The following is a 22,166-nucleotide window of genomic DNA, read 5'->3' as shown; positions in this document are numbered from 1 at the left end:
GCGCAAGCCGCCGGCGCCCGCGGCGTCACCCGGTGGTGCCCGATCGGGATGTGGGCGACCGGGCACCTGCGTAGCGTGCGCGAGGTGAGACTGCCGTCGCTGCCCGGTCCGTCGGACGTCGTCGCCGCCGTGACGGGCGCGCGGGACGGGGTGGCCGACGCGCTCGCCCTGGTGCCGCGCGCGGCGGCCGTGCTCGGTCGCGTGGAGGAGCTGCTCGACCAGGTCTCCGGGCTGCTGGCCCGGGTGGACGGCGTGGTGGACCGCGCCGACGGGCTGATCGCGGGCGTCGAGCGGACGAACGCCGAGGCCGACGCCGCCATCGAGGCGGTCGACCGCACCAATACGAAGGCCGACCGGGCCATCGAGGCCGTCGGCGCCACCAACACCAAAGCCGACGCCGCCATCGAGGCCGTCGGCGCCACCAACACCAAAGCCGACGCCGCCATCGAGGCCGTCGGCGCCACGAACGACAAGGCCGACCGGACGATCGACGCCGTCGGCGGCACCTCCGACCGCGCCGACGCGCTGGTCGGCCGGGCGGAGGGGATGGTCGGCCGGGTCGAGCCGATGCTGGACGACTACGTGCCGGCACTGACCGCGCTGGCGCCGTCGGTCCGCCGGCTGGCCGCGAGCCTGGAGCCCGACGAGGTCCAGGCGATGGTGACGCTGATCGACCGGCTGCCGCAGCTGATCGTGCACCTGGACGAGGACGTCCTGCCGATCGTCGAGTCGATGGGCGACGTCGCCCCCAACCTGCGGGACCTGCTCGACACCGTGCAGGACATGCGCCAGGTCGTGAAGGGCTTCCCGGGCTCGCGCCTGTTCCGCCGCCGCGGCGCGGAGGAGATCGCCGAGGAGGAGGCCCGCGACGCGGAGGCCTGAGCGCGCGACGCGCTGACCAGGGCCGTTGCGGGGAGACCGCTGCTAGCGTCCGGCCATGCCAGCCCTCAGCAGGACTGCCACCGGGATGCTCCCGTGACGATCGGCCGCACGATCGCCGACTCCGTGCCGCACTGGCCGGACCCGGTCCGGCCGCCGGGGCCGCGCACCAACGTGCTCATCGTGCTGCTGGACGACGTCGGTTTCGGGGACTTCGGCTGCTTCGGCTCGGAGATCGCCACCCCGGTCATCGACCGGTTCGCCGCGGCCGGCGTGCGGTACACGGGCTTCCACACCACCGCCATGTGCTCGACCACCCGCTCGGCGCTGCTGACCGGCCGCAACCACCACGACGTGGGCATGGGCTGCCTGGCGAACTTCGACTCCGGCTTCCCGGGCTACCGCGGCAAGATCGCCGCGGAGATCCCCACCCTCGCCGAGCGGCTGCGCGACGTCGGCTACCGCAACTACATGGTCGGGAAGTGGCACTGCACGCCGCTGACCGAGACCGGGCCGACGGGCCCGTTCGACGGCTGGCCGCTGGGCCGCGGGTTCGACCGCTTCTACGGCTTCCTCGACGCCGAGACCGACCAGTACTCACCGGAGCTGGTGCAGGACAACAGCCACGTCGCCGCACCCGGCACCTACGAGACCGGCTACCACCTGACCGAGGACCTGATCGACCACGCGATCACCTTCGTCACCAGCCACGAGGCGGCGACGCCGGACGTGCCGTGGCACGTCCTCCTCGCCCCCGGCGCCTGCCACGCACCCCACCAGGCGCCCCGGGAGCTGATCGACCACTACGCGCAAGCGTTCGCCAAGGGCTGGGACCGCACCCGCGACGACCGGCTGGCCGAGCAGATCCGGCGGGGCATCGTGCCGGCCGGCACCGTGCTGCCCCCGCGCAACGACGGCGTCCGGCCGTGGGACGAGCACACCGCCGACGAGCAGCGGCTCTTCGCCCGTTTGGCCGGGGCCTACGGGGCGATGCTGGCGCACTTCGACCAGCACCTGGGCCGGCTGATCGACACGCTCGAGGCGACCGGGCAGCTCGCGGACACGCTCGTGCTGATCACGTCGGACAACGGGGCCAGCCAGGAGGGCGGCCCGCTCGGGTTCGTCAACGCGATGGGCCCGTTCAACATGATCGCCGAGACCCTCGAGCAGAAGCTGGCGCGGCTCGACGACATCGGCGGCCCGGACACCCACTCGAACTTCCCGCACGGCTGGGCGATGGCGGCCAACACGCCGCTCAAGCGCTACAAGCAGAACACCCACGGCGGAGGCGTCCGCGATGCGCTGATCGTCGCCGGGCCCGACCGGCTGGTCGGCGCCGAGCACGCCGGGAGCCTGCGGCACCAGTTCTGCCACGTGGCCGACCTCGCGCCGACCGTCCTGGACCTGCTCGGCATCGAGGCCGACGGGATGACCGGGGTCAGCTTCGCGCCGACCCTGGCCGAGCCGGACGCCGTCACCGGGAAGACCACGCAGTACTTCGAGATGTTCGGCCACCGCGGCATCTGGCACGAGGGCTGGAAGGCCGTCGCCTACCACTGGCCCGGCACCCCGTTCGAGAACGACCGGTGGGAGCTCTACGACCTCTCGACCGACGTGAACGAGGTGCACGACCTGGCCGACGAGCAGCCCGAGCGGCTCGCCGCACTGCAGGAGCGCTGGTGGGAGGAGGCCGCGGCCAACAAGGTCCTGCCGCTGGACGACCGCTTCGGGGAGCGCTTCGCCGAGAACGCCGCCCGGCACGCCGGCGCCCGCACCCGGTTCTCCTTCTGGTCGGGCATGGGGCACGTGCCCAGCGACGTCGCGCCGGACCTGCGCAGCCGCAGCTACCGGATCACCGCGCACGTCAACCCGTCGGGCGCCCGCGGCGCCGCCGACGGCGTGCTGATCGCGCACGGTGACGCGACGTCGGGCTACTCCCTCTTCGTGCGGGACGGGCACCTGGTGCACGACCTCAACATCGGCGGCACGCACCAGCTGGTCACCTCCGACCGGCCGATCCCGCCGGAGGCGACCACCCTGGGCTTCGCGATGGAGCGGCGAGGCGAGGGCACCTTCCCGCACGGCACCGGGACGCTGCTGATCGACGGCGAACCGGCCGGCTCGATGGAGACCGACCAGATCTTCTGGCTGATGATCTCCTGGTCCGGCCTGGACATCGGCCTGGACCGCGGCACGACGGTGGCCGACTACGACGGGACGGGCCGGCACATGGGGCCCTTCGCCTACACCGGCGACCTCGTCCGCGTCACCGTGGACCTGGTGACCGACCAGGAGGTCGACCACGAGGGCGCCGGCGCCGCCGATCTCGCGCGCGAGTGACGACGCCGGCGGCGGCTCAGGCCTGCGGCTCGGTCCCGCCCGGCCCGGGTCCGGTCTCGGTCGGGTACCCGAGCGCGCGGACGACGTCGCCGATCCGCTCGTAGGTCTCCCCCGCCGGCAACCGCTCCAGCTCGGCGGCGACCGCGTCGGGCGCGCGGTGGTCGCGGGCGGCCTCGACGAGCTCGGGCCCGGTGCTCGGGAAGTCCGCGCGGTCCAGCCAGCGGGCCAGCTCGGCACGCGCGACGACGGCGTCGGCGTCCATGCCGACCGGCGTCCCGCCGACCAGGCTGCCGGTCGGGTCGGCGGTCAGGTCGGGGTCACCCTCGGCGACCGGCTCGGCCTCGCGCCACTCCTCGGACCGGGTGGCCCGCTCGGCCTTGAGCATCCCCTGGATCTCGTGCTCCAGCTCCTCGTCGACCCGTGGGCTGTGCTTGGTGCTCCGCGCGCTCACGCCGGCGAAGTCGCCCCCGGTCTCGGTCACGTCGTCCCCGGTCTCGGTCACGTCGTCTCCTGTCCTCGTCTCCGGCGGGTGCCGGGTGGATCAGTCCTTGTCGAGCGCGGAGGGCTTGTGCACCGCGGTGCCGCCGCTCTTCTCGCTCCTGACCTCGTACTGCGGGTCGTCCTTGCTCGCCCGCACCGTCCGGCCGGAGGCCTCGGTGTCGGAGGTGATCTTCCGTTCGACGGTGCCCTCGGCGGTGCCGCCGTGGCTCTTCCAGGTGACGTGGTCACCCTTCTCCAACTCGTCGGCCATGACCGGCTCCTCGCGCTCGTGGACGGTGTGGGCTCCCGGTGCCCGCCGCGGCCGGGCGGCACACATCGGCACGGTGGGTTCACGCGATCACCCGTTCGGGACGGGGCACTCACCCGTGCGGGCGCTGGCAGGAGCCGTTTGCTCACCTAGCGTGGTTTTCGCCGGCCCGGTCGACCCCATTCCCCCGGGGACGGCCGGGTCGGCCCCGTTCCGCCGCGGTTAGCCTCCGAGCGTGTCCTCCCCCCTCGATCCCGCGGACGACGGCCTGCGGCCGGTCGACGTCCTCACCGTCGTCGCCGTCACCGACGTCACCCCGTCGGTGCGCCGGGTGCTGCTGAGCGGCAGCCCGGAGGCGGTCGCCGCCGCCGGGCCGACGGTGAACCTGCTGGTGCCGCGGGTCGGGGACGCCGAGCCGCGCTGGCCGCGGATCCAGCGGGACGGCCGGATCGTCTGGCCGCAGGGCAGCCACGGCGTCGCGCTGCGCAGCTACACCGCCCGCCGGCAGGACTCCGCCGCCGGCGAGCTCGAGATCGACTTCGTGCTGCACGGGGACGGGCCGGCCGCCGCCTGGGCCGGCGCCGCGCGACCCGGGTCGCTGCTCGCCGTCGCCGGTGCGGCGTCGCTGGCCGAGCGCCCGGCCTCCTGGGTGCTGCTCGCCGGCGACGAGACCGCGCTTCCGGCGATCAGCCGGCTGCTCGCCGCCGCCGACCCCCGGGACGACGGGCGTCGCGCTGCTCGAGGTGGCCGGGCCCGAGGAGGAGCAGCCGCTCGCCGCTCCCCCCGGCGTCGAGGTGCGCTGGCTGCACCGGAAGGGCACGCCGCCGGGCGAGAGCACGCTGCTGGTCGACGCCGTCGCCGCCCTCGACCGGCCGGGCACGGACGACGTCTTCGCCTGGGTCGGCGCCGAGTCGGCCGCCGTCCGCGCGATCCGCGCCGACCTGCGCGGCCGCTGGGGCCTGGGCCGGGCCCAGCACCACGCGATCGGCTACTGGCGCCGCGGCCGCGCGATGGCTCCCCCCGGCTGACCCCCTCCACGAGATCTGCACGCTCGGGGCTCTCCCCGGCCTGAAAGGCCCGAGTGTGCAGATCTCGCGGCGTCCAGGCAGTTCACAGGTAGCGTCCAGCGCGGCGGCAGCCCCGGGCAGGACGCTCGGGGTCATGACGACGGCACCCGCTCGCGCGACCGGAGGAACCGTGACCGGCAGCCCGCAGAACCGGACCCCCGAGGCCCGGCTGCTCGTGGTGGACGACGAGCCGAACATCCGTGAGCTGCTCTCGGCCAGCCTGCGGTACGCGGGCTTCGAGGTCGCCACCGCCGCCGACGGCCAGCAGGCGCTCGCGCTCGCCGAGACGTTCCGCCCCGACCTGCTGGTGCTCGACGTGATGATGCCCGGCCTCGACGGGTTCGGCGTGGTCCGCAGGATGCGGGAGTCCGGCCGGCGCACGCCGGTGCTCTTCCTGACCGCCCGCGACGCCGCGGAGGACAAGGTCTCGGGCCTGACCCTGGGCGGGGACGACTACGTGACCAAGCCGTTCAGCCTCGACGAGGTCATCGCCCGCATCCGGGCGGTGCTGCGGCGGACCACCGGCGCCCAGCAGGCGGCCGAGGCGCCGCGGCTCACCTTCGCCGACATCGAGCTGGACGAGGAGACCCACGAGGTCATCAAGGCCGGCACGGTCATCGGGCTGTCGCCGACGGAGTTCAAGCTGCTCCGCTACCTGATGGCCAACGCCGGGCGGGTGCTGTCGAAGGCGCAGATCCTGGACCACGTCTGGAACTACGACTTCAACGGCGAGGCCAACGTCGTGGAGTCCTACATCTCCTACCTGCGCCGCAAGATCGACACCACCGAGCCCCGGCTGCTGCACACCATCCGGGGGGTCGGCTACACGTTGCGGCTGCCGCGCGGCGCATGACCGAACCCGCGCCGACGACGGCGCGCCGGGGCCCGCGGGTGCCGCTGCGGGTCACCCTCGTCGCGCTGCTCGTGGCGCTGCTCGCCGTCGGACTGGTCACCACCGGTCTGGCGTCCACCTCGTTGCTGCGCGGTTACCTGACCGACCAGAGCGACACCCAGCTGCGCTCGGCCGCCGAGCGGTACTCGCACAACCGGCAGGTGCTGCGTGCCTGCGTCCAGGGAGCGCAGGCCTATCCGGCCACCGACGTCCTCATCTGCCTCCGCGACGAGGCGGACCCGGTCGTCATGTGGGGGCCGGTGCAGGATCCCGGGCGGATGCCGGACCTCGACCCGGTGGACGGCGACCGGCGCGGCCTGTTCACGCTGCCGTCCGACGACCGCAGCACGACGTGGCGGGCGGCGACCGTGGAGGTCGGGGCCGGCTACCAGCTGCTCGTCGCCACCGACCTGGACGACGACGAAGCAGCCATCACCCGGCTCGTGCGCATCGAGGCCGTCGTCGGGCTCGTCGTCCTGACGCTGCTCGGCGTGGCCGGCTACCTGCTCGTGCGCAACAGCCTGCGCCCGCTGGCCGAGGTCGAGCGCACCGCGCAGGCCATCGCCGCCGGCGACCTCTCCCAGCGCGTGCCCGAGGGCGACCAGCGCACCGAGGTCGGCCGGCTCGCCACCGCGCTCAACGGGATGCTGGCGCGCATCGAGAGCGCCTTCCGCGCGCAGCAGGCCTCCGAGGCCGAGGCCCGCGGCTCGGAGGAGAAGATGCGCCGGTTCGTCGCCGACGCCAGCCACGAGCTGCGCACCCCGCTCACCTCCATCCGCGGCTTCGCCGAGCTGTACCGGCAGGGTGCCGTCGGCTCCGACGAGGAGGTGGCCCGCCTGATGACGCGGATCGAGGCGGAGGGCGGGCGGATGGGGCTGCTCGTCGAGGACCTGCTGCTGCTGGCCCGCCTCGACCAGCGCCGGCCGCTGACGCTCACCCCGGTCGACCTCGCCGCCATCGCCGGCGACGCCGTGCACGACGCCCGCGCCGTGCAGCCCGACCGGCCGATCGCGCTGCACCTGGACGAGACGCTCACCGACGTCCCGGTCGTGCTGGGCGACGAGGGCCGGCTGCGCCAGGTCGTGGGCAACCTCGTCACCAACGCGCTCACCCACACCCCGCCGGGCACCCGGGTCACCGTCTCGGTCGGGCAGGACGGCGACGACGTCCTGCTGCTGCGGGTCGCCGACGAGGGGCCGGGCATGGCCGACGCCGACGCCGCCCGCGCCTTCGAGCGGTTCTACCGGGCCGACACCTCCCGCACCCGCAACGGCGGCGCCGAGGCGGGCGGCACCGGCCTGGGGCTGGCGATCGTGTCCTCCCTGGTCCAGGCGCACGGCGGCACCATCGAGCTGGCCACCGCACCCGGCCGCGGCGCGGCGTTCACCGTGCGGCTGCGGCGCTCCGGGCCGCCCCAGGACCCGGGAGGGCCCCCGCCCCAGCACCCGCCCGCGGCCCCGCTGTCCGGGACCGCCGACCAGCCGGGCTGAGGCCGCCTGTCACCATTCGAACGTGACTTCGAACGACGGCGGCGCCGCGCCCGACGCCGAACTGCTGACCGCGACGACCGCGCTGGGCGACGCCCTCCGCGAGCTGATCGAGACCTCGGTGACCACCACCGCCGACGCCGCGGAGGTCGCCGCGGCCGCCGAGCTGGTGCGCACCGCGACCGCCCGGATCGGCGGCCGGCCGCGCCCGGTCTCCCAGCTGCCCCGCCTGGACGACCCGTCCGTGGGCCGCCGCGTCTTCAACCCGGTCACCGGCATCGCCAACCCCCTGGCGCCCCCGCTCGTGGTCCGCCAGGACGGCGACGGCGTGGTCGCCGCGGCCACCCTGGGCCTGGCCTACGAGGGCCCGCCGAGCTTCGTGCACGGCGGCATGAGCGCGCTGTTCATGGACCAGATGCTGGGCAGCGCGGCGGGCGCCGCCGGCCTGTGGGGCATGACCGCCCACCTGGAACTGGACTACCGCGGCCCGCTGCCGCTGCAGACGCCGCTGGTGCTGCGCGCCCGCGTCGAGTCCTCCGAGGGGCGCAAGGCGCACATCACCGGCACCATCGCGCGGGCCGCCGAGCCGGAGAAGGTCCTGGTCGAGGCCCGCGGGCTGTTCGTCATGCCGCGCCCCGAGAAGCAGGCCGCCTACTTCGGCGCGATCACCGATGCCTCCGGCAAGCCGTCCCCGCCGCGCCGCCCCGGCGACGCCACCGCGCTCCGCCTGGCCTGACCGTGGACGACGTCGCCGTCGCCGTCCTGGCCGCCCGCGCGGCGGCCGACGTGCTGCTGGCGCTGCGCGCCGACGGCGCGCTGTCCGGCCGGGCCCTCGGGGACGCCGGTGACGCCGCCGCGCAGCAGGCGATCAGCGCCGTGCTGGCGGCCGAGCGCCCCGGCGACGCCGTCCTGAGCGAGGAGGCCGCCGACGACCCGCGGCGGCTGACCGCCGACCGGGTGTGGATCGTCGACCCGCTCGACGGCACCCGCGAGTACGGCGAGGACGGCCGCACCGACTGGGCGGTGCACGTGGCGCTGTGGGCCGACGGCGAGCTCGCGTCGTCCGCCGTCGCCCTGCCGGGGCTCGGCGAGGTGCACGTCACCGACCCCCCGCCGGCCCTCCCGGCTCGGGCGGACGGACCGGTCCGGATCGCGGTGAGCCGCACCCGCCCGCCGGCGGAGGCCGACGCCGTGGCGGCCGCGCTGGGCGGCGAGCTGGTGCCGATGGGGTCGGCCGGCTACAAGGTGCTCGCCGTCGTCCGCGGCGAGGTCGACGCCTACGTCCACTCGGGCGGGATGTACCAGTGGGACTCCGCCGCGCCGGTCGCCGTCGCCCGCGCCGCCGGGCTGGCCACCAGCCGGATCGACGGCTCGCCCCTGGCCTACAACGCAGCCGAGCTCTCCCTGCCCGACCTGGTCGTCTGCCGTCCGGAGCTCGCCGGGCCCATCCTGGCTGCCGTGCGCTCCGGGCGATAGCGGACACTGGGAGGGAATCCGCACCGATCCGATGGGGTTGGTGCTGTGACGAGCCAGCCCCGAAACCCCCCGGAGTTCCGCGACGTGACCACGCCCGACTACCGGCTCAGCCAGCTCGAGACGCTGGAGGCCGAGTCCATCCACGTGATCCGCGAGGTGGTCGCCGAGCTCGAACGTCCCGTGCTGCTGTTCTCCGGCGGCAAGGACTCGATCGTGATGCTGGAGCTCGCCCGCAAGGCGTTCGCGCCGGCGCGCATCCCGTTCCCGGTGATGCACGTGAACACCGGGCTGAACTTCCCCGAGGTGCTCGAGTTCCGCGACAAGCGGGTCGCCGAGCTCGGCGTGCAGCTGGTCGTGGCCTCGGTGCCCGACGCGATCGCCGCCGGCACGGTCAAGGAGGAGCCCAACGGCTCCCGCAACCGGATCCAGACCCCGGTGCTGCTCGACGCGGTCGAGGAGCACGGCTTCACCGCGCTGTTCGGCGGCGCCCGGCGCGACGAGGACAAGGCCCGCGCGAAGGAGCGGATGTTCTCCTTCCGCGACGAGTTCGGCCAGTGGGACCCGAAGAACCAGCGCCCCGAGCTGTGGGACCTCTACAACGGCCGGATCCACCTGGGCGAGTCGATCCGCGTCTTCCCGCTGTCGAACTGGACCGAGCTCGACATCTGGCAGTACATCCTCCGCGAGGAGATCGCGATCCCGCCGCTGTACCTGGCCGAGGAGCGCGAGGTCGTCGAGCGCCAGGGGATGCTCTACGCGGTCAACGAGTTCATCCGGCCGCGCGACGGCGAGCAGACCCGTCGCGAGAGCGTGCGCTACCGCACCGTCGGCGACGCCAACCTGACCGCGGCGGTCCCCTCCGTGGCGACCACCGTCGAGGAGGTCATCGCCGAGATCGCGGTGACCCGGATGACCGAGCGCGGCGCCACCCGCGGCGACGACAAGGTCAGCGACGCCGCCATGGAGGACCGCAAGAAGGAGGGCTACTTCTGATGGCCCTCCCGACGCGTGCGCCGGCGCCGCAGGTGCAGCACGACGCGCACGACGACGGCCAGCAGCAGCAGCCCGGTGCCCCAGCCCACCCGCTCCGCCACCACCGGGGACGACGTCCCCAGCAGGTCGGTGACCCAGGCGCCCGCCGCGTAGCCCACGGCGTAGCCCAGGACGACGACCAGCAGCGCGGGCGTGGCCACCGCGAACACGAACATGCGCACCTCTCCCGGGCCCCGCGCCCCAGGGTGCGCCGCCCCGCCGTCCCCCGCCAGGAGAGCGACCGATGACCGCCGCAGCAGAGCCCGGCCTCCACCCGGAGCCCCCCGTCGACCTGCACTCCGCCGCCGCGGAGCAGGCCCACGACATCGCCCTGGCCCGCAAGGACATCCTGCGGATCGCCACCGCCGGCTCGGTCGACGACGGCAAGAGCACGCTGATCGGCCGGCTGCTCTACGACAGCAAGGCCGTCTTCGAGGACCAGTACGAGGCGGTCGAGCGGGCCAGCAAGGGCGACTACGTCGACCTGGCGCTGCTCACCGACGGTCTGCGGGCCGAGCGCGAGCAGGGCATCACCATCGACGTCGCCTACCGCTACTTCTCGACGCCGCGGCGCACCTTCATCCTGGCCGACACCCCGGGGCACGTGCAGTACACGCGCAACATGGTCACCGGCGCCTCGACCGCCGACCTCGCGATCGTGCTGGTCGACGCCCGCAAGGGGATGCTCGAGCAGAGCCGGCGGCACGCCTTCCTCGCCTCGCTGCTGCGGGTGCCGCACCTCGTCGTCGCCGTGAACAAGATGGACCTCGTCGACTGGTCGGAAGCCGCCTACGAGGCGATCCGCGACGAGTTCACCGCCTTCGCCGCGAAGCTGAACATCCCGGACCTGACCGTCGTCCCGATCTCGGCGCTCCAGGGCGACAACGTGGTCACCCGCTCGGCGAACACGCCCTGGTACGAGGGCCCGTCGCTGCTGCACCACCTCGAGCACGTGCACGTGGCCAGCGACCGGAACCTGGTCGACACCCGCTTCCCGGTGCAGTACGTGATCCGCCCGCAGTCCGACGCCCACCACGACTACCGGGGGTACGCCGGCCGGGTCGCCAGCGGCGTGCTGCGCACCGGCGACGAGGTGCAGGTGCTGCCCAGCGGCCTGACGACGACGATCGCCGGCATCGACGGCCCCCGCGGCCCGGTGGACGAGGCGTTCCCGCCGATGTCGGTGACCGTGCGGCTGGCCGACGACCTCGACGTCTCCCGCGGGGACCTCATCTGCCGGCCGGCGAACGCCCCGCACGCCACCCAGGACCTCGACGCGCTGATCTGCTGGATGACCGACGAGCCGCTGCGCCCGCGCCAGCGGCTGGCGGTCAAGCACACGACCCGCTCGGTGCGCGCCATGGTCAAGGACGTCGGCTACCGGCTCGACGTGAACACGCTGCACCGCGACACCGACGCCGTCGAGCTGGGGCTCAACGACATCGGCCGGGTCACGCTGCGCACCACGCAGCCGCTGTTCGTCGACGACTACGCCCGTAACCGGGCGACCGGCCGGTTCATCCTCGTCGACGAGGCCACCAACGCCACCGTCGGCGCGGGGATGCTCGTCGCCCCCTGACCCGTCAGGGCAGAAATGGCCATTTCTGCCCCGGGACGCGACCGGGCCCGGCTCCCCGAGGGGGAGCCGGGCCCGGTGCGTCTGGTCTCAGGCCTGGTCGGTCGGGGCCGGGGCCTCGTCCTTGCCGTTCCAGTCCTTGCCGGCGACGTCGGCGTTCTCCGAAGCGCTGTCGGTCTGCCCGGCGACGGTCTCGATCATCTCCTCGTCGGAGACGCCCTCACCCGCGGCAGAAGTGTTGTTCGACTCGCTCATCGCCGTCCTCCCTCTCGGATCGTGTTCCCCCGGACCCTCCCCGATCACGGACGGCGGCAAACCAGCGCGCCGGTGCCACTCCGCCGTGGAGGTCAGAGCAGGGCGTCGATGGCCTTGTAGACCCGCTGCTCCGAGATCGGCCGCGGGGTGCCGATGCCCTGGGCGAACAGGCCGACGCGGAGCTCCTCGACCATCCAGCGCACCCGCACCACCGGGTCGTCGGGCGCACCGGTGGCCGGCACCTGGGCGCGCAGCTGCTCGTACTCGGCGGTGACCGCCTCGATCTGCGCGGTCCACAGCTGGTCGCGGACGGCGTTGGCCGGCAGCTTCTCCAGCCGGTACGCCATGGCCCGCAGGTACCGGACCAGGTCGGGCAGCCGACGACGGCCGGCCGCGGCGACGAACCCGCGGTGCAGCAGACCGGTCATCTGGCGGCGCAGGTCGGCGACCGCGGCCTCGGGCACCCGCCGGCCGGGCGCGGCCCCGATGGCGACGGCCACCTCGCGCGCCTGGGTCAGCACCGCCTCCACCTTCTGGACGGCGTCGGCGGTCAGCGACGGCAGCTCGCGCTTCGCCGTCGCCACCAGGGCGGCGAACGCCGCCTCGTCCCGCGGCGGCCCGCCGGCGGCGGCGATCAGCTCGTCGGCGGCGGCGTCCACGCAGTCGTCGACCAGCGCGGGGATCTCGCCGTCCGGGTTGAACTGCAGCGCCAGCCGGGTGCGCGGGCCCAGCGTCTTCACCACCTGCTTGGTGGGCGAGCCGGCGACCAGCACCAGCAGCCGCCGCGCCCCGCGCCAGGTGAGCCGGGTGGCCTCGACCTCGGTGGGGACGACGCGGACGCCGACGGTCCCGCCCTCCTCCTCGACCAGCGCCGGGTGGGCGGTCACCAGGTGGTCGCCGCGGCGGACCTCCACGGTCCGCGGCAAGGTGCCGACGTCCCACGTGGTCATCCGGCTGCGCTCGACCGAGGCCGCGGCGGCGGCCAGCGTGGCCCGCGCCTGCGGGGCGACCCGCGCCTTGAGCGCGGCGAGGTCCTTGCCGGTGGCCAGCGGGCGCTGCTGGTCGTCGAGCACGCGGAAGGTCGCCCGCAGGTGGTCGGGCACCTGCTGGGGCTGCCACGCGTCCGGTGGGACGACGACGCCGGCCGCGCGCCGCAGCTCCCGCTCGAGCGCCGGCAGCAGCGGCTCGCCCGGGTCGATGTGCGGCAGGACCGCGCGCACCCGGTCGGGGATCGGCACCAGCGAGCGGCGGGTCTGCTTGGGCAGCGTGCGCAGCAGCGCGGTGACCAGCTCCTCGCGCACGCCCGGCACGGTGAACGCCAGCGACTCCCCCGACGTCCGCTGGGCCACGGCGTCCAGCACACCCAGCGGCACGTCGACGGTGACGCCGTCCTGCGGCGCGCCGGGCGCGAACGCGTACGACAGCGGCAGGGTCAGCCCCTGGGACAACTCCACGGCGTCGGGATAGTCGGTCGGGTCCACCTGCCCGGCGGCCGCGGCGTCGGTGAGCATCGCCGGCGTGAAGGTGAGCAGGTCCGGCGTCCGGTGCCGGGCCTGCTTCCACCACTTGTCGAAGTGCCGGGTGGAGACGACGTCGGCCGGGACGCGCGCGTCGTACAGCTCGAACAGCGTCTCGTCGTCGACGGCGATGTCCCGCCGGCGCGCCCGCTCCTCCAGCTGCGCGACCTGCTCGATCGCGCGCGCGTTCTCCGCCCAGAACCGGTGGTGCGTCGTCCACTCCCCCTGCACCAGCGCGTGCCGGATGAACAGCTCGCGGCTGACTCCCGGGTCGATCGAGCCGTACTGGACCCGCCGGCCGACGACGAGCGGCAGCCCGTAGAGCGTGACCCGCTCGGTGGCGACGACGGAGCCGCGCTTCGCGTCCCAGCGCGGCTCGGAGTACTGCCGCTTCACCAGGTGGTGGGCGAGCTTCTCCACGGTCTCGGGGTCGATCCGCGCGACGGTGCGGGCGAACAGCCGGCTGGTCTCCACCAGCTCGGCGGCGACCACCCAGCGCGGCGGCTTCTTCGCCAGCGGCGTGCCCGGTGCCAGCACGAAGCGGGTGCCCCGGGTGCCCAGGTACTCGCGGCCCGGCCGTCCCGGCTTGCCGTCCCTGGTCTTGGCCGGCTCCGCCTGCATCCCGACGTGCGAGAGCAGCCCGGCCAGCAGCGCGGCGGTGATGCCGCGCTCGTCCGGCTCCGCCGCCGGCTCCCCCAGGGTCATCCCGAGCCGCCGGGCGGTGCCGCGGAGCTGGCCGTGCAGGTCCTGCCACTCGCGGATCCGCAGGTAGTGCAGGAACTCGCGCTTCACCGTCCGCCGGAACTGGTTGCCGCTGAGCTGGTCCTGCTGCTCCTGCAGGTGGCGCCACAGGTTGAGCAGCGCCAGGAAGTCGGAGTTCTCGTCGGCGAAGCGGCGGTGCAGCTCGTCGGCGGCCTGCTGGTGCTCGGTCGGCCGCTCGCGCGGGTCCTGGATGGTGAGGCCGGCCGCGATGACCAGCACCTCCTCCAGCACGCCGCGCCGGTCGGCCTCCACCACCATCCGCGCGATGCGGGGGTCCAGCGGGAGCGCGGCCAGCGAACGGCCGGTCGGCGTCAGCGTGCCGTGCTCGTCGAGCGCCCCGAGCTCCTCGAGCAGGGCCAGGCCGTCGGCGACGGCGCGGCGGTCCGGCGGGTCGACGAACGGGAACTCCTCGACCGCGCCGAGGTCGAGGGCGGCCATCTGCAGCAGCACCGACGCCAGGTTGGTGCGCAGGATCTCCGGGTCGGTGAACTCCGGGCGCGCGTCGAAGTCGTCCTCGCTGTAGAGCCGGATCGCGATGCCCGGGCCCAGCCGACCGCAGCGCCCGGAGCGCTGCCGGGCCGAGGCCTGGCTGACCGCCTCGATCGGCAGCCGCTGCACCTTGGTCCGATGGCTGTACCGCGAGATGCGCGCGGTGCCCGGGTCGATGACGTACCGGATGCCCGGCACGGTCAGCGAGGTCTCGGCGACGTTGGTGGCCAGCACGATCCGCCGTCCCGTGTGCGGGGCGAAGACCTTGTGCTGGTCGGCGGCCGACAGCCGCGAGTACAGCGGGACGATCTCGGTGTACGGCAGCGCCCGCTCGGCCAGCGCGTCCTGGGTGTCCCGGATCTCCCGCTCGCCGGCGAGGAACACCAGGATGTCCCCCGGCCCCTCGGCCACGAGCTCGTCGACGGCGTCGACGATCGCGGTGACCTGGTCGCGCTCGTCGTCGGAGTCCGGGTCGTCCGGGTCGACGACGGGGCGGTAGCGCACCTCGACGGGGTAGGTGCGGCCGCTGACCTCGACGATCGGGGCGCCCTCGAAGTGCGCGGCCACCCGCTCGACGTCGATGGTCGCCGAGGTGATGACCAGCTTCAGGTCCGGGCGCCGCGGCAGGATCTGCGCGAGGTACCCGAGCAGGAAGTCGATGTTGAGGCTCCGCTCGTGGGCCTCGTCCAGGATGATCGTGTCGTATTGGCGCAGCAGCCGGTCGCGCTGGATCTCGGCCAGCAGCACGCCGTCGGTCATGAGCTTGACCAGGGTGTCGTCGGAGACCTGGTCGTTGAAGCGCATCTTGTAGCCGACGGCCTCGCCCAGGGGTGTGCCCAGCTCCTCGGCGATCCGCTCGGCGACGCTGCGCGCGGCGATCCGGCGCGGCTGGGTGTGCCCGATCCGGCCCCGGACGCCGCGGCCGAGCTCGAGGGCGATCTTGGGGAGCTGCGTGGTCTTGCCCGAGCCGGTCTCGCCCGCGACGACGACGACCTGCGCGTCCCACAGCGCCGCGGCGATGTCCTCGCGGCGCGCGCTGACCGGCAGGTCCTCGGGATAGCTGATCACCGGGACGGCGGCCCGGCGCCGCGCGATCCGCTCCTCCGCGGCAACGACGTCGGCGGCGATGCGCGCGCGCTGCTCCTCGCGCCGGGCGGGGTCGCGGGTGGTGCGCAGCCCGTCGAGGCGCCGGCGCAGCCGGTGCTCGTCGGCGAGCGTGAGGCCGGGGAGGCGCGCGCGGAGGTCGTCCTGGGCAGAACTCACCGGGCGCTCGCGTTCCTCTCGGGGGTGTCAGGGGTACCGGCGGCTCGCGCCACCCGAACCCAGGATCCCACTGCCGGGGCGCAGCACCCGTCGTGTCACCAGGATCACCGTGGATGCACCCTGCAACTGGATGCTTGCATCCAACAACTGCTCGTACGCTGGTCGCCGTTCCCCCTCCTGCCGAAGGGCCGCCATGACCAGCGCTGCCGACACCGCCGCGGTGCCGCGCGACCGCACCCTGGACCAGCTCTCCGAGCAGCTGCCCCGTTTCCTGCGGCTGATCTCCGCGGCGAAGGTGCACCTCTCCACCGATCCGCGCGACCGGGCCGCCCTCGTGCTGCTGACCCCGCTGGCCCGCCTCGGCCCGCTGCGCCAGGGCGCGCTCGCCGAGCACGTGCGGGCCGACCCCTCGACGGTCAGCCGGCACGTCGCCGCGCTCGTGGACGAGGGCCTGGTGCGCCGGGTGGCCGACGAGTCCGACGGCCGGGCGACGCAGCTGGTCGTCACCGACGCCGGCACCAGCGCCCTCGAGCAGCTGGGGCGCGACCGCGCCGCCGTCGTCCGGCGGATCACCGCCGGCTGGGCCCCCGACGACCTCGCCACCTTCTCGGCCCTCCTGGGCCGCTTCCTCGACGACCTCGCCGCCGCCCTGCCGGGTGACGCCATCACCCCCGCACCGGGAGACCTGCGATGAGCACCACCTCCGCGACCGACCGGGAGGCCCGCCGCGCCGCCGCGGCCCCCGGCGCCGACGGCTCGTTCAGCCACCGCCAGATCGTCACGATCCTCGTCGGACTCATGGTCGCGATGTTCCTGGCCGCGCTGGACCAGACCGTCGTCTCGACCGCCATCCGCACGATCGCCGACGACCTGCAGGGCTACGACCTGCAGGCCTGGGCGACGACGGCGTTCCTCATCACCTCGACGATCGCCACCCCGCTGTACGGGAAGCTCTCCGACATCTACGGGCCGCGGCCGTTCTACCTGTTCGCGATCGGCATCTTCGTCGTCGGCTCGGTGCTGTGCGGCATGGCCGACACGATGTACCAGCTGGCCGTCTTCCGGGCCGTGCAGGGCATCGGCGCCGGCGGCCTGATGTCGCTGGCCTTCGTCATCATCGGCAGCATCGTCGCGCCGCGGGAGCGCTCGCGGTACCAGGGCTACTTCATGGCCGTCTTCGGCTCCTCGAGCGTGCTCGGGCCGGTCATCGGCGGCTTCTTCGCCGGGCAGGGCACCCTCCTCGGCCTGGACGGCTGGCGCTGGATCTTCTACGTCAACGTCCCCCTGGGCGCGATCGCGTTCGTCACCGTCTGGCGGGTGCTGCACCTGCCGCACCAGCGCCGCGAGCACCGCATCGACTGGCCCGGGGCGCTGGCGCTGATCACCTTCCTGGTGCCGCTGCTCGTCATCGCCGAGCAGGGCCGCACCTGGGGCTGGGTCTCCGGCCGGGCGCTGACCTGCTACGCCATCGGCGCCGTCGGCTTCCTGCTGTTCATGGCCGCCGAGCGCGCCTACCGGGACGACGCCCTGCTGCCGCTGCGCTTGTTCCGCAACCGCACCTTCACCGTGAGCGGGATCGGCTCGGTCGTCATGGGCGCCGGCATGTTCGGCGGGCTGCTGCTGCTCCCCCAGTACCTGCAGATCGTGCACGGCTCCAGCCCCACCGTCGCCGGCCTGCAGATGACGCCGCTGGTCCTGGGCATCATGAGCGGCGGCATCATCTCCGGGATCACGATCTCCAAGACCGGCCGGTACAAGGCGTTCCCGCTGGTCGGCGTCGCGCTGATGGTGGTCGCGCTGCTGTCGCTGTCGGTCGTCGTCGAGGCAGACACCTCGATCTGGCAGATGGTCCCGTTCATGCTGATGATGGGCCTGGGCCTGGGCTTCAACTTCCAGCCGGTCATCCTCGCCGTCCAGAACGCCGTCTCCCCGCGGGAGATCGGGGTGGCCACCTCGTCGGTGACCTTCTTCCGCCAGATCGGCGGCACCATCGGCACCGCGGCCTTCCTGTCGGTCCTGTTCACCCGGCTGCCCACCGACGTCGGCGAGCGGATCGGCGAGGTGGCCCGGGCGAACCCCGACGCCGCCGCGCAGGCGGGTCAGCTCCAGCAGGGCGGGATGGACGGCCTGCTGGCCGACACCACCCGGATCGCCGAGTTCCCGCTGCTGGTGAACCCCTTCCGCGAGGGCTTCACCGACACCATCGACCTGGTGTTCCTCATCGCCGCGGGCGTGGTCGCGATCGGCTTCTTCGTCTTCCTGTTCCTGCCGCAGCTGAAGCTGGCCGACAAGGCCGGGTTCCAGGCCGCCCGGGAGTCCGCCGGGCAGGCGCCCACGGACGAGGACGACGCCGGCGAGCAGGCCGTCGAGGCCGTCGGCGCCGCCGCCCCGACGTCCACCCCGCCGCCGGCCGGCCGCCCCGGGGGCAGCTCCTCCACCTGACCGACGCCGCCACGAGGGCGGGGTATCCGGGCATCCGACGTCACCGCGGAGCCCCGGTACCCCGCCCTTGCGCTTCCGTCGCACACTGACCTCATGGCCGCTTCGTCGCTCATCCTGTCCCGGCGGGACCTCGAGTTCCTGCTGCACGAGTGGCTGGACGTCGAGGGGCTGACGAAGCGGGAGCGGTTCGCCGAGCACTCGCGCGAGACGTTCGACGCCGTCCTGGAGCTCGCGGAGCGGATCGCCACCGAGCACTTCGCGCCGCACAACCGGCTGGCCGACGAGAACGAGCCGCACGTCGTCGACGGCCGGGTCGTGCTGGTGCCGGAGGTCGCGCGGGCACTGGCGGTGTTCGGCGAGGCCGGGCTGATGGCCGGCACGTTCGACGAGGAGTTCGGCGGCATGCAGCTGCCGCAGACCGTCGGGCAGGCCGTGCTCGCCTGGTTCCTGGCCGCGAACGTCGGCACGTCGGGCTACCCGTTCCTCACGATGGCCAACGCGCGGCTGCTGCTCGCGCACGGCAGCCGGGAGCAGATCGACACCTTCGTCGGGCCCATGGTCGAGGGCCGCTGGTTCGGCACGATGGCCCTGTCGGAGCCGCAGGCCGGCTCCTCGCTGGCCGACATCACCACCCGCGCCGAGCGGCAGGACGACGGCACGTACCGGCTGACCGGCAACAAGATGTGGATCTCCGGCGGCGACCACGAGCTGACCGAGAACATCGTCCACCTGGTGCTGGCCAAGGTCCCGGGCGGCCCGGCCGGCGTGAAGGGCATCTCGCTGTTCGTCGTCCCCAAGTTCCTGGTCGGGGACGACGGGTCGCTCGGCGAGCGCAACGACGTCGTCCTGGCCGGGCTCAACCACAAGATGGGCTACCGCGGGACGACGAACACGCTGCTGAACTTCGGCGAGGGCGTGCACACCCCGGGCGGGCGGCCCGGCGCGGTCGGCTACCTCGTGGGCGAGGAGAACCGCGGCCTGGCCGCCATGTTCCACATGATGAACGAGGCGCGGATCGGGGTCGGGATGGGCGCGAGCGCCCTCGGCTGCACCGGCTACCTGCACGCGCTCGAGTACGCCCGCACCCGCACCCAGGGCCGGCCCCCGGCGGCGAAGGACCCGGCCTCGCCGATGGTGCCGATCATCGAGCACCCCGACGTCCGCCGGATGCTGCTGGCCGCCAAGAGCTACGCCGAGGGCGGCCTGGCGCTGGGCCTCTACTGCGCCCGCCTGGTCGACGAGGAGCAGACCGCCGGCAGCCCCGAGGAGCGCGACCGCGCCCACCTGCTGCTGGACACGCTCACCCCGATCGCCAAGGCGTGGCCCTCGCAGTGGGGCCCGGTCGCCAACGACCTCGCCATCCAGGTGCACGGCGGCTACGGCTACACCCGCGACTACCCGGTCGAGCAGTTCTACCGGGACAACCGGCTCAACCCCATCCACGAGGGCACGCAGGGCATCCAGGCCCTGGACCTGCTCGGCCGCAAGGTCGTGCTCCAGGGCGGTGCCGGGCTGCGGCTGCTCGCGGAGTCGATCACGGCGACGACGGCGCGCGCCGCCGGCACCGAGTGGGCGGGCTTCGCCGCGGACCTCGACGCCGCGGTCGCCCGGCTGGGCGCGGTCACCGCGACGCTCTGGGGCACCGGGGACCCGGACCTCGCCCTGGCCAACGCGCACGTCTACCTCGAGGCGGCCGGGCACGTCGTCGTCGCCTGGCTGTGGCTCGAGCAGGCACTGGCCACGGGCGACGGCACCGACGCCTTCTACGACGGCAAGCGGGCCGCGGCCCGCTACTTCTGGCGCTGGGAGCTCCCGAAGACCGGCCCGCAATTCGACCTGCTGGAGTCGCTGGACCGCACCGTCCTGGACGTCGACCCCGCCGTCCTCTGACCCCACCCGGACTTTATGTACCGAAAGTCCGGAAGGGCCCGGGACTTTCGGTACCGAAAGTCCCCCCGGGCAGCAGAACGCCCCGCCGGCTCCGGGGGAGCGGGCGGGGCGCCGGGCGTTCGGGTGTCAGGCGGCTCGCGCCGCGCCGACCGGCTCGGGAGCGGCGTGCCGGGCACCGGAGGTGCGCTCGTCGCGCTCCCGCTCGTAGCGGGCGGTGGACTGGGTGCCCATCGCGATCACCAGGGCCGTCAGCACCAGGAAACCGATCAGCGTCACGGCCGGCCACATCACCATGTTTGTTGTTCTCCCCCAAGTTCCAGCCGCCGTCGGGACAGGGACGGCGGCACGTCGTCGGAGCCCTCTGTCCCCCGTCCCGACCGATTCCAATCCTCGAGTTGTGCACCTCACCTGACGGAGTGTGACCAGGGTCATCCCGGGGCCTCCCGCCACGGGCGGACGACGGCGCTGGGGTGCGTGGTCTGATCGGGAGGTGTCCGACGTCGCGCCGCCCCGCCCCCGCGCGGGTTCGGCCGCCACCGTCGCCCTGGTGCTCGGCCTCTCCCTGGTCGTCACCGTGCTGTCGCTGCTGCAGAGCCTCGTCGTGCCCGTGCTCGACCGGATCGGCGAGCAGCTCGACGTCTCCCCGGGCGCCGCGGGCTGGGTGCTGACCGCCAACCTGCTGGCGGCGGCCGTCCTCACGCCGGTGCTGGGCCGGCTCGGCGACCTCAGGGGCGAGCGGCCGGTGATCATCGGCATCCTCGTCACGGTCGCCGCGGGCACGGTGCTGGCGATCGCCACCGAGTCGCTGCCGCTGCTGCTCCTGGCCCGCGTGCTGCAGGGCGCCTCGTACGGGCTGTTCCCCCTGTCGATCAGCGTGCTGCGCCGCGAGCTGCCCGAGCGCCGGCTGGGGACGGCGATGTCCGTGGTGAGCAGCACCCTCGGCGTCGGCGGCGTGGCCGGGCTGGTCGCGACCGGCCTGCTCGCCGGCGACGGCACCGACTACCGCCGCCCGTTCTGGATCGGGCTGGTCATCACGCTGGCCGCCCTCGTCCTGGCGGTGCGGCTGCTGCCCCGCCGGACCGCCACCGCCTCCGGGGGCGTCGACTGGTGGGGTGCCGCCGTCCTGGGCGCGGGGCTGTCGCTGCTGCTGCTGTTCGTCTCGCAGGGCAACGCGTGGGGCTGGTCATCGGCCGCCACGCTGGGCTGCCTGGCGGGCTCGGTCGTCGTCCTGAGCGGGTGGGCGGTGCTGCAGCGGCGGCTGGCCGAGCCGCTGGTCCGCCCCGCCATGCTGGCCGACCGGCGCACGATCGTGCCGAACGTCGTCGGCATGCTCACCGGCGTCGCGATGTTCGCCTCGTTCCTCGCCGTCCTCCAGTACGTGCAGAGCCCGACGGCGGTCACCGGCTACGGCTTCGACGCCTCGGTGCTCGAGGCGACGGTGGTCTACCTGCTGCCCGGCGGGATCGTCGGCGTGCTGCTCGCGCCGTTCGCCGGCTCCGTGGTGACCCGCTTCGGCGGCCTGCCGACGCTCGTCGTCGGGTGGACGGTCGGGCTGGCCGGGTTCGTGCTGCTCACCTGGTTCCGCAGCCAGTCGTGGGCGGTCATCGCCGCGGGCCTGCTCACGCAGGTGGCGGTCACCGTCGCCTACGCCGCCCTCCCCTCGCTCGTCGTGCAGGCCGTGCACGAGGACGAGACGGGCGTGGCCAACGCGATCAACTCGATCGCCCGCTCGGTCGGGCAGGCGCTCGGCAGCGCCCTGGCGGTCACGATCATCGCCGCCCACCTCGACGCCGCCACCGGCCTCCCCCGCGACGTCGCCTTCACCCTCGTGGGCGCCATCGGCATGGGCGCCGCCGTCGCGATCCTGGTCGCCGCCCTGCTGGGCCTGCGGGCCGACCGCCGCGCCGCCCGGCCGCGGCGCCCCGACCCGCTCGCCGCGGTCGAGGAGGCCACCGCCGGGGCGGGCGAGTGGTCGCCGGTGTCCGGCCTGCGCTGATCTCCGTTCGGCAACGGCGCGCGGGCCGGTGGCATGGAACCGGACGGTCCGGGGC

19 protein-coding genes and 1 pseudogene are annotated in these 22,166 nt (G+C 74.1%); 14 read left to right on the top strand and 6 right to left on the bottom strand.

Annotation, left to right across the window (positions count from 1 at the left end; all coding sequences use genetic code 11):
* The first annotated feature begins 84 nt into the window (after positions 1 to 84).
* Entirely contained in the window at positions 85 to 882 is a 798-nt protein-coding gene (locus JKP76_RS06730; RefSeq protein WP_200490066.1) for a hypothetical protein, read from the top strand.
* Between the two features lie 93 nt (positions 883 to 975).
* A complete protein-coding gene (locus JKP76_RS06725; RefSeq protein ID WP_200490065.1) occupies positions 976 to 3,219 on the top strand; it encodes an arylsulfatase in 2,244 nt (747 codons plus the stop codon).
* 16 nt (positions 3,220 to 3,235) lie between these two features.
* On the opposite strand, the gene JKP76_RS23340 is transcribed toward JKP76_RS06725, so the two are convergent.
* On the bottom strand, positions 3,236 to 3,721 hold the full coding sequence (locus tag JKP76_RS23340; protein ID WP_309229933.1) for a DUF2795 domain-containing protein: 486 nt from the start codon (positions 3,719 to 3,721) through the stop codon (positions 3,236 to 3,238).
* 39 nt (positions 3,722 to 3,760) lie between these two features.
* Positions 3,761 to 3,970 carry a DUF2945 domain-containing protein gene (locus JKP76_RS06715; RefSeq protein ID WP_200490064.1) on the bottom strand — a complete coding sequence of 70 codons (210 nt, stop codon included), beginning with the start codon at positions 3,968 to 3,970 and terminating at the stop codon, positions 3,761 to 3,763.
* Between the two features lie 232 nt (positions 3,971 to 4,202).
* Between JKP76_RS06715 and JKP76_RS20580 the strand changes: the two are divergent.
* From JKP76_RS20580 to cysD, 7 genes and pseudogenes are all read left to right on the top strand, one after another.
* Positions 4,203 to 4,523: pseudogene (locus tag JKP76_RS20580) on the top strand (siderophore-interacting protein); the annotation flags it as partial.
* A gap of 58 nt (positions 4,524 to 4,581) precedes the next feature.
* Positions 4,582 to 4,995 (top strand): siderophore-interacting protein, encoded by a 414-nt coding sequence (locus JKP76_RS20575; protein WP_309232961.1) that lies wholly within the window; start codon positions 4,582 to 4,584, stop codon positions 4,993 to 4,995.
* A 133-nt stretch (positions 4,996 to 5,128) separates the two neighbouring features.
* On the top strand, positions 5,129 to 5,887 hold the full coding sequence (locus JKP76_RS06705; RefSeq protein ID WP_200490063.1) for a response regulator transcription factor: 759 nt from the start codon (positions 5,129 to 5,131) through the stop codon (positions 5,885 to 5,887).
* The gene (locus JKP76_RS06700; protein ID WP_200490062.1) at positions 5,884 to 7,416 is read left to right on the top strand and encodes a cell wall metabolism sensor histidine kinase WalK; all 1,533 of its coding nucleotides are present in this window, start codon (positions 5,884 to 5,886) and stop codon (positions 7,414 to 7,416) included. The genes JKP76_RS06705 and JKP76_RS06700 overlap by 4 nt, the downstream gene beginning before the upstream one ends.
* A 22-nt stretch (positions 7,417 to 7,438) precedes the next feature.
* Positions 7,439 to 8,149, top strand: coding sequence for a PaaI family thioesterase (locus tag JKP76_RS06695; protein ID WP_200490061.1), 711 nt, complete (start codon positions 7,439 to 7,441; stop codon positions 8,147 to 8,149).
* Between the two features lie 2 nt (positions 8,150 to 8,151).
* Complete coding sequence (locus tag JKP76_RS06690) at positions 8,152 to 8,889, top strand: inositol monophosphatase family protein (protein WP_309229935.1); 738 nt, start codon at positions 8,152 to 8,154, stop codon at positions 8,887 to 8,889.
* An 84-nt stretch (positions 8,890 to 8,973) separates the two neighbouring features.
* Positions 8,974 to 9,882, top strand: a complete 909-nt coding sequence (gene cysD, locus JKP76_RS06685; protein ID WP_200490060.1) for a sulfate adenylyltransferase subunit CysD — start codon at positions 8,974 to 8,976, stop codon at positions 9,880 to 9,882.
* Here the strand turns inward: cysD and JKP76_RS06680 are convergent.
* On the bottom strand, positions 9,873 to 10,097 hold the full coding sequence (locus JKP76_RS06680) for a hypothetical protein (RefSeq protein WP_200490059.1): 225 nt from the start codon (positions 10,095 to 10,097) through the stop codon (positions 9,873 to 9,875). The genes cysD and JKP76_RS06680 overlap by 10 nt on opposite strands.
* Positions 10,098 to 10,165: 68 nt before the next feature.
* Here JKP76_RS06680 and JKP76_RS06675 point away from each other — a divergent pair, with 68 nt between their 5' ends.
* On the top strand, positions 10,166 to 11,500 hold the full coding sequence (locus JKP76_RS06675) for a sulfate adenylyltransferase subunit 1 (protein WP_242471210.1): 1,335 nt from the start codon (positions 10,166 to 10,168) through the stop codon (positions 11,498 to 11,500).
* Positions 11,501 to 11,587: 87 nt separating this feature from the next.
* On the opposite strand, the gene JKP76_RS06670 is transcribed toward JKP76_RS06675, so the two are convergent.
* Together JKP76_RS06670 and hrpA are read right to left on the bottom strand one after the other, a co-directional pair.
* Positions 11,588 to 11,752: a hypothetical protein gene (locus JKP76_RS06670; protein WP_200490058.1), complete on the bottom strand. Its 165-nt coding sequence runs from the start codon at positions 11,750 to 11,752 to the stop codon at positions 11,588 to 11,590.
* 92 nt (positions 11,753 to 11,844) lie between these two features.
* Positions 11,845 to 15,783, bottom strand: coding sequence for an ATP-dependent RNA helicase HrpA (gene hrpA / locus JKP76_RS06665; protein WP_200490057.1), 3,939 nt, complete (start codon positions 15,781 to 15,783; stop codon positions 11,845 to 11,847).
* A gap of 193 nt (positions 15,784 to 15,976) precedes the next feature.
* On the opposite strand from hrpA, the gene JKP76_RS06660 reads away from it, so the two are divergent.
* The 3 genes from JKP76_RS06660 to JKP76_RS06650 all read left to right on the top strand — a co-directional run bounded on the left by JKP76_RS06660 (position 15,977) and on the right by JKP76_RS06650 (position 20,115).
* Positions 15,977 to 16,477, top strand: a complete 501-nt coding sequence (locus JKP76_RS06660) for a MarR family winged helix-turn-helix transcriptional regulator (protein WP_200490056.1) — start codon at positions 15,977 to 15,979, stop codon at positions 16,475 to 16,477.
* On the top strand, positions 16,474 to 18,225 hold the full coding sequence (locus tag JKP76_RS06655) for an MDR family MFS transporter (protein WP_200490055.1): 1,752 nt from the start codon (positions 16,474 to 16,476) through the stop codon (positions 18,223 to 18,225). The genes JKP76_RS06660 and JKP76_RS06655 overlap by 4 nt, the downstream gene beginning before the upstream one ends.
* 93 nt (positions 18,226 to 18,318) lie before the next feature.
* A complete protein-coding gene (locus tag JKP76_RS06650) occupies positions 18,319 to 20,115 on the top strand; it encodes an acyl-CoA dehydrogenase (RefSeq protein WP_200490054.1) in 1,797 nt (598 codons plus the stop codon).
* A gap of 126 nt (positions 20,116 to 20,241) precedes the next feature.
* Here JKP76_RS06650 and JKP76_RS06645 read toward each other — a convergent pair whose 3' ends face one another.
* A complete protein-coding gene (locus JKP76_RS06645; RefSeq protein ID WP_200491437.1) occupies positions 20,242 to 20,391 on the bottom strand; it encodes a hypothetical protein in 150 nt (49 codons plus the stop codon).
* Between the two features lie 214 nt (positions 20,392 to 20,605).
* Between JKP76_RS06645 and JKP76_RS06640 the strand changes: the two genes are divergently transcribed.
* The gene (locus tag JKP76_RS06640) at positions 20,606 to 22,111 is read left to right on the top strand and encodes an MFS transporter (RefSeq protein WP_200490053.1); all 1,506 of its coding nucleotides are present in this window, start codon (positions 20,606 to 20,608) and stop codon (positions 22,109 to 22,111) included.
* The last annotated feature ends 55 nt before the right edge of the window (positions 22,112 to 22,166 follow it).

This window comes from Blastococcus sp. TML/C7B, from assembly GCF_016612845.1.
Lineage (GTDB): Bacteria > Actinomycetota > Actinomycetes > Mycobacteriales > Geodermatophilaceae > Blastococcus.
Note: the sequence above shows the minus strand (reverse complement) of the source record. Positions and strands in the feature narration are given on the sequence as shown.

Excerpts from the sequence above, each read along its gene's own strand:
- JKP76_RS06715 (WP_200490064.1), bottom strand. The coding sequence starts at position 3,970 with ATGGCCGACGAGTTGGAGAAGGGTGACCACGTCACCTGGAAGAGCCAC.
- JKP76_RS06680 (WP_200490059.1), bottom strand. The coding sequence starts at position 10,097 with ATGTTCGTGTTCGCGGTGGCCACGCCCGCGCTGCTGGTCGTCGTCCTG.
- JKP76_RS06705 (WP_200490063.1), top strand. The coding sequence starts at position 5,129 with ATGACGACGGCACCCGCTCGCGCGACCGGAGGAACCGTGACCGGCAGC.
- JKP76_RS06675 (WP_242471210.1), top strand. The coding sequence starts at position 10,166 with ATGACCGCCGCAGCAGAGCCCGGCCTCCACCCGGAGCCCCCCGTCGAC.
- JKP76_RS06655 (WP_200490055.1), top strand. The coding sequence starts at position 16,474 with ATGAGCACCACCTCCGCGACCGACCGGGAGGCCCGCCGCGCCGCCGCG.
- JKP76_RS06670 (WP_200490058.1), bottom strand. The coding sequence starts at position 11,752 with ATGAGCGAGTCGAACAACACTTCTGCCGCGGGTGAGGGCGTCTCCGAC.
- JKP76_RS06650 (WP_200490054.1), top strand. The coding sequence starts at position 18,319 with ATGGCCGCTTCGTCGCTCATCCTGTCCCGGCGGGACCTCGAGTTCCTG.
- JKP76_RS06660 (WP_200490056.1), top strand. The coding sequence starts at position 15,977 with ATGACCAGCGCTGCCGACACCGCCGCGGTGCCGCGCGACCGCACCCTG.
- JKP76_RS06700 (WP_200490062.1), top strand. The coding sequence starts at position 5,884 with ATGACCGAACCCGCGCCGACGACGGCGCGCCGGGGCCCGCGGGTGCCG.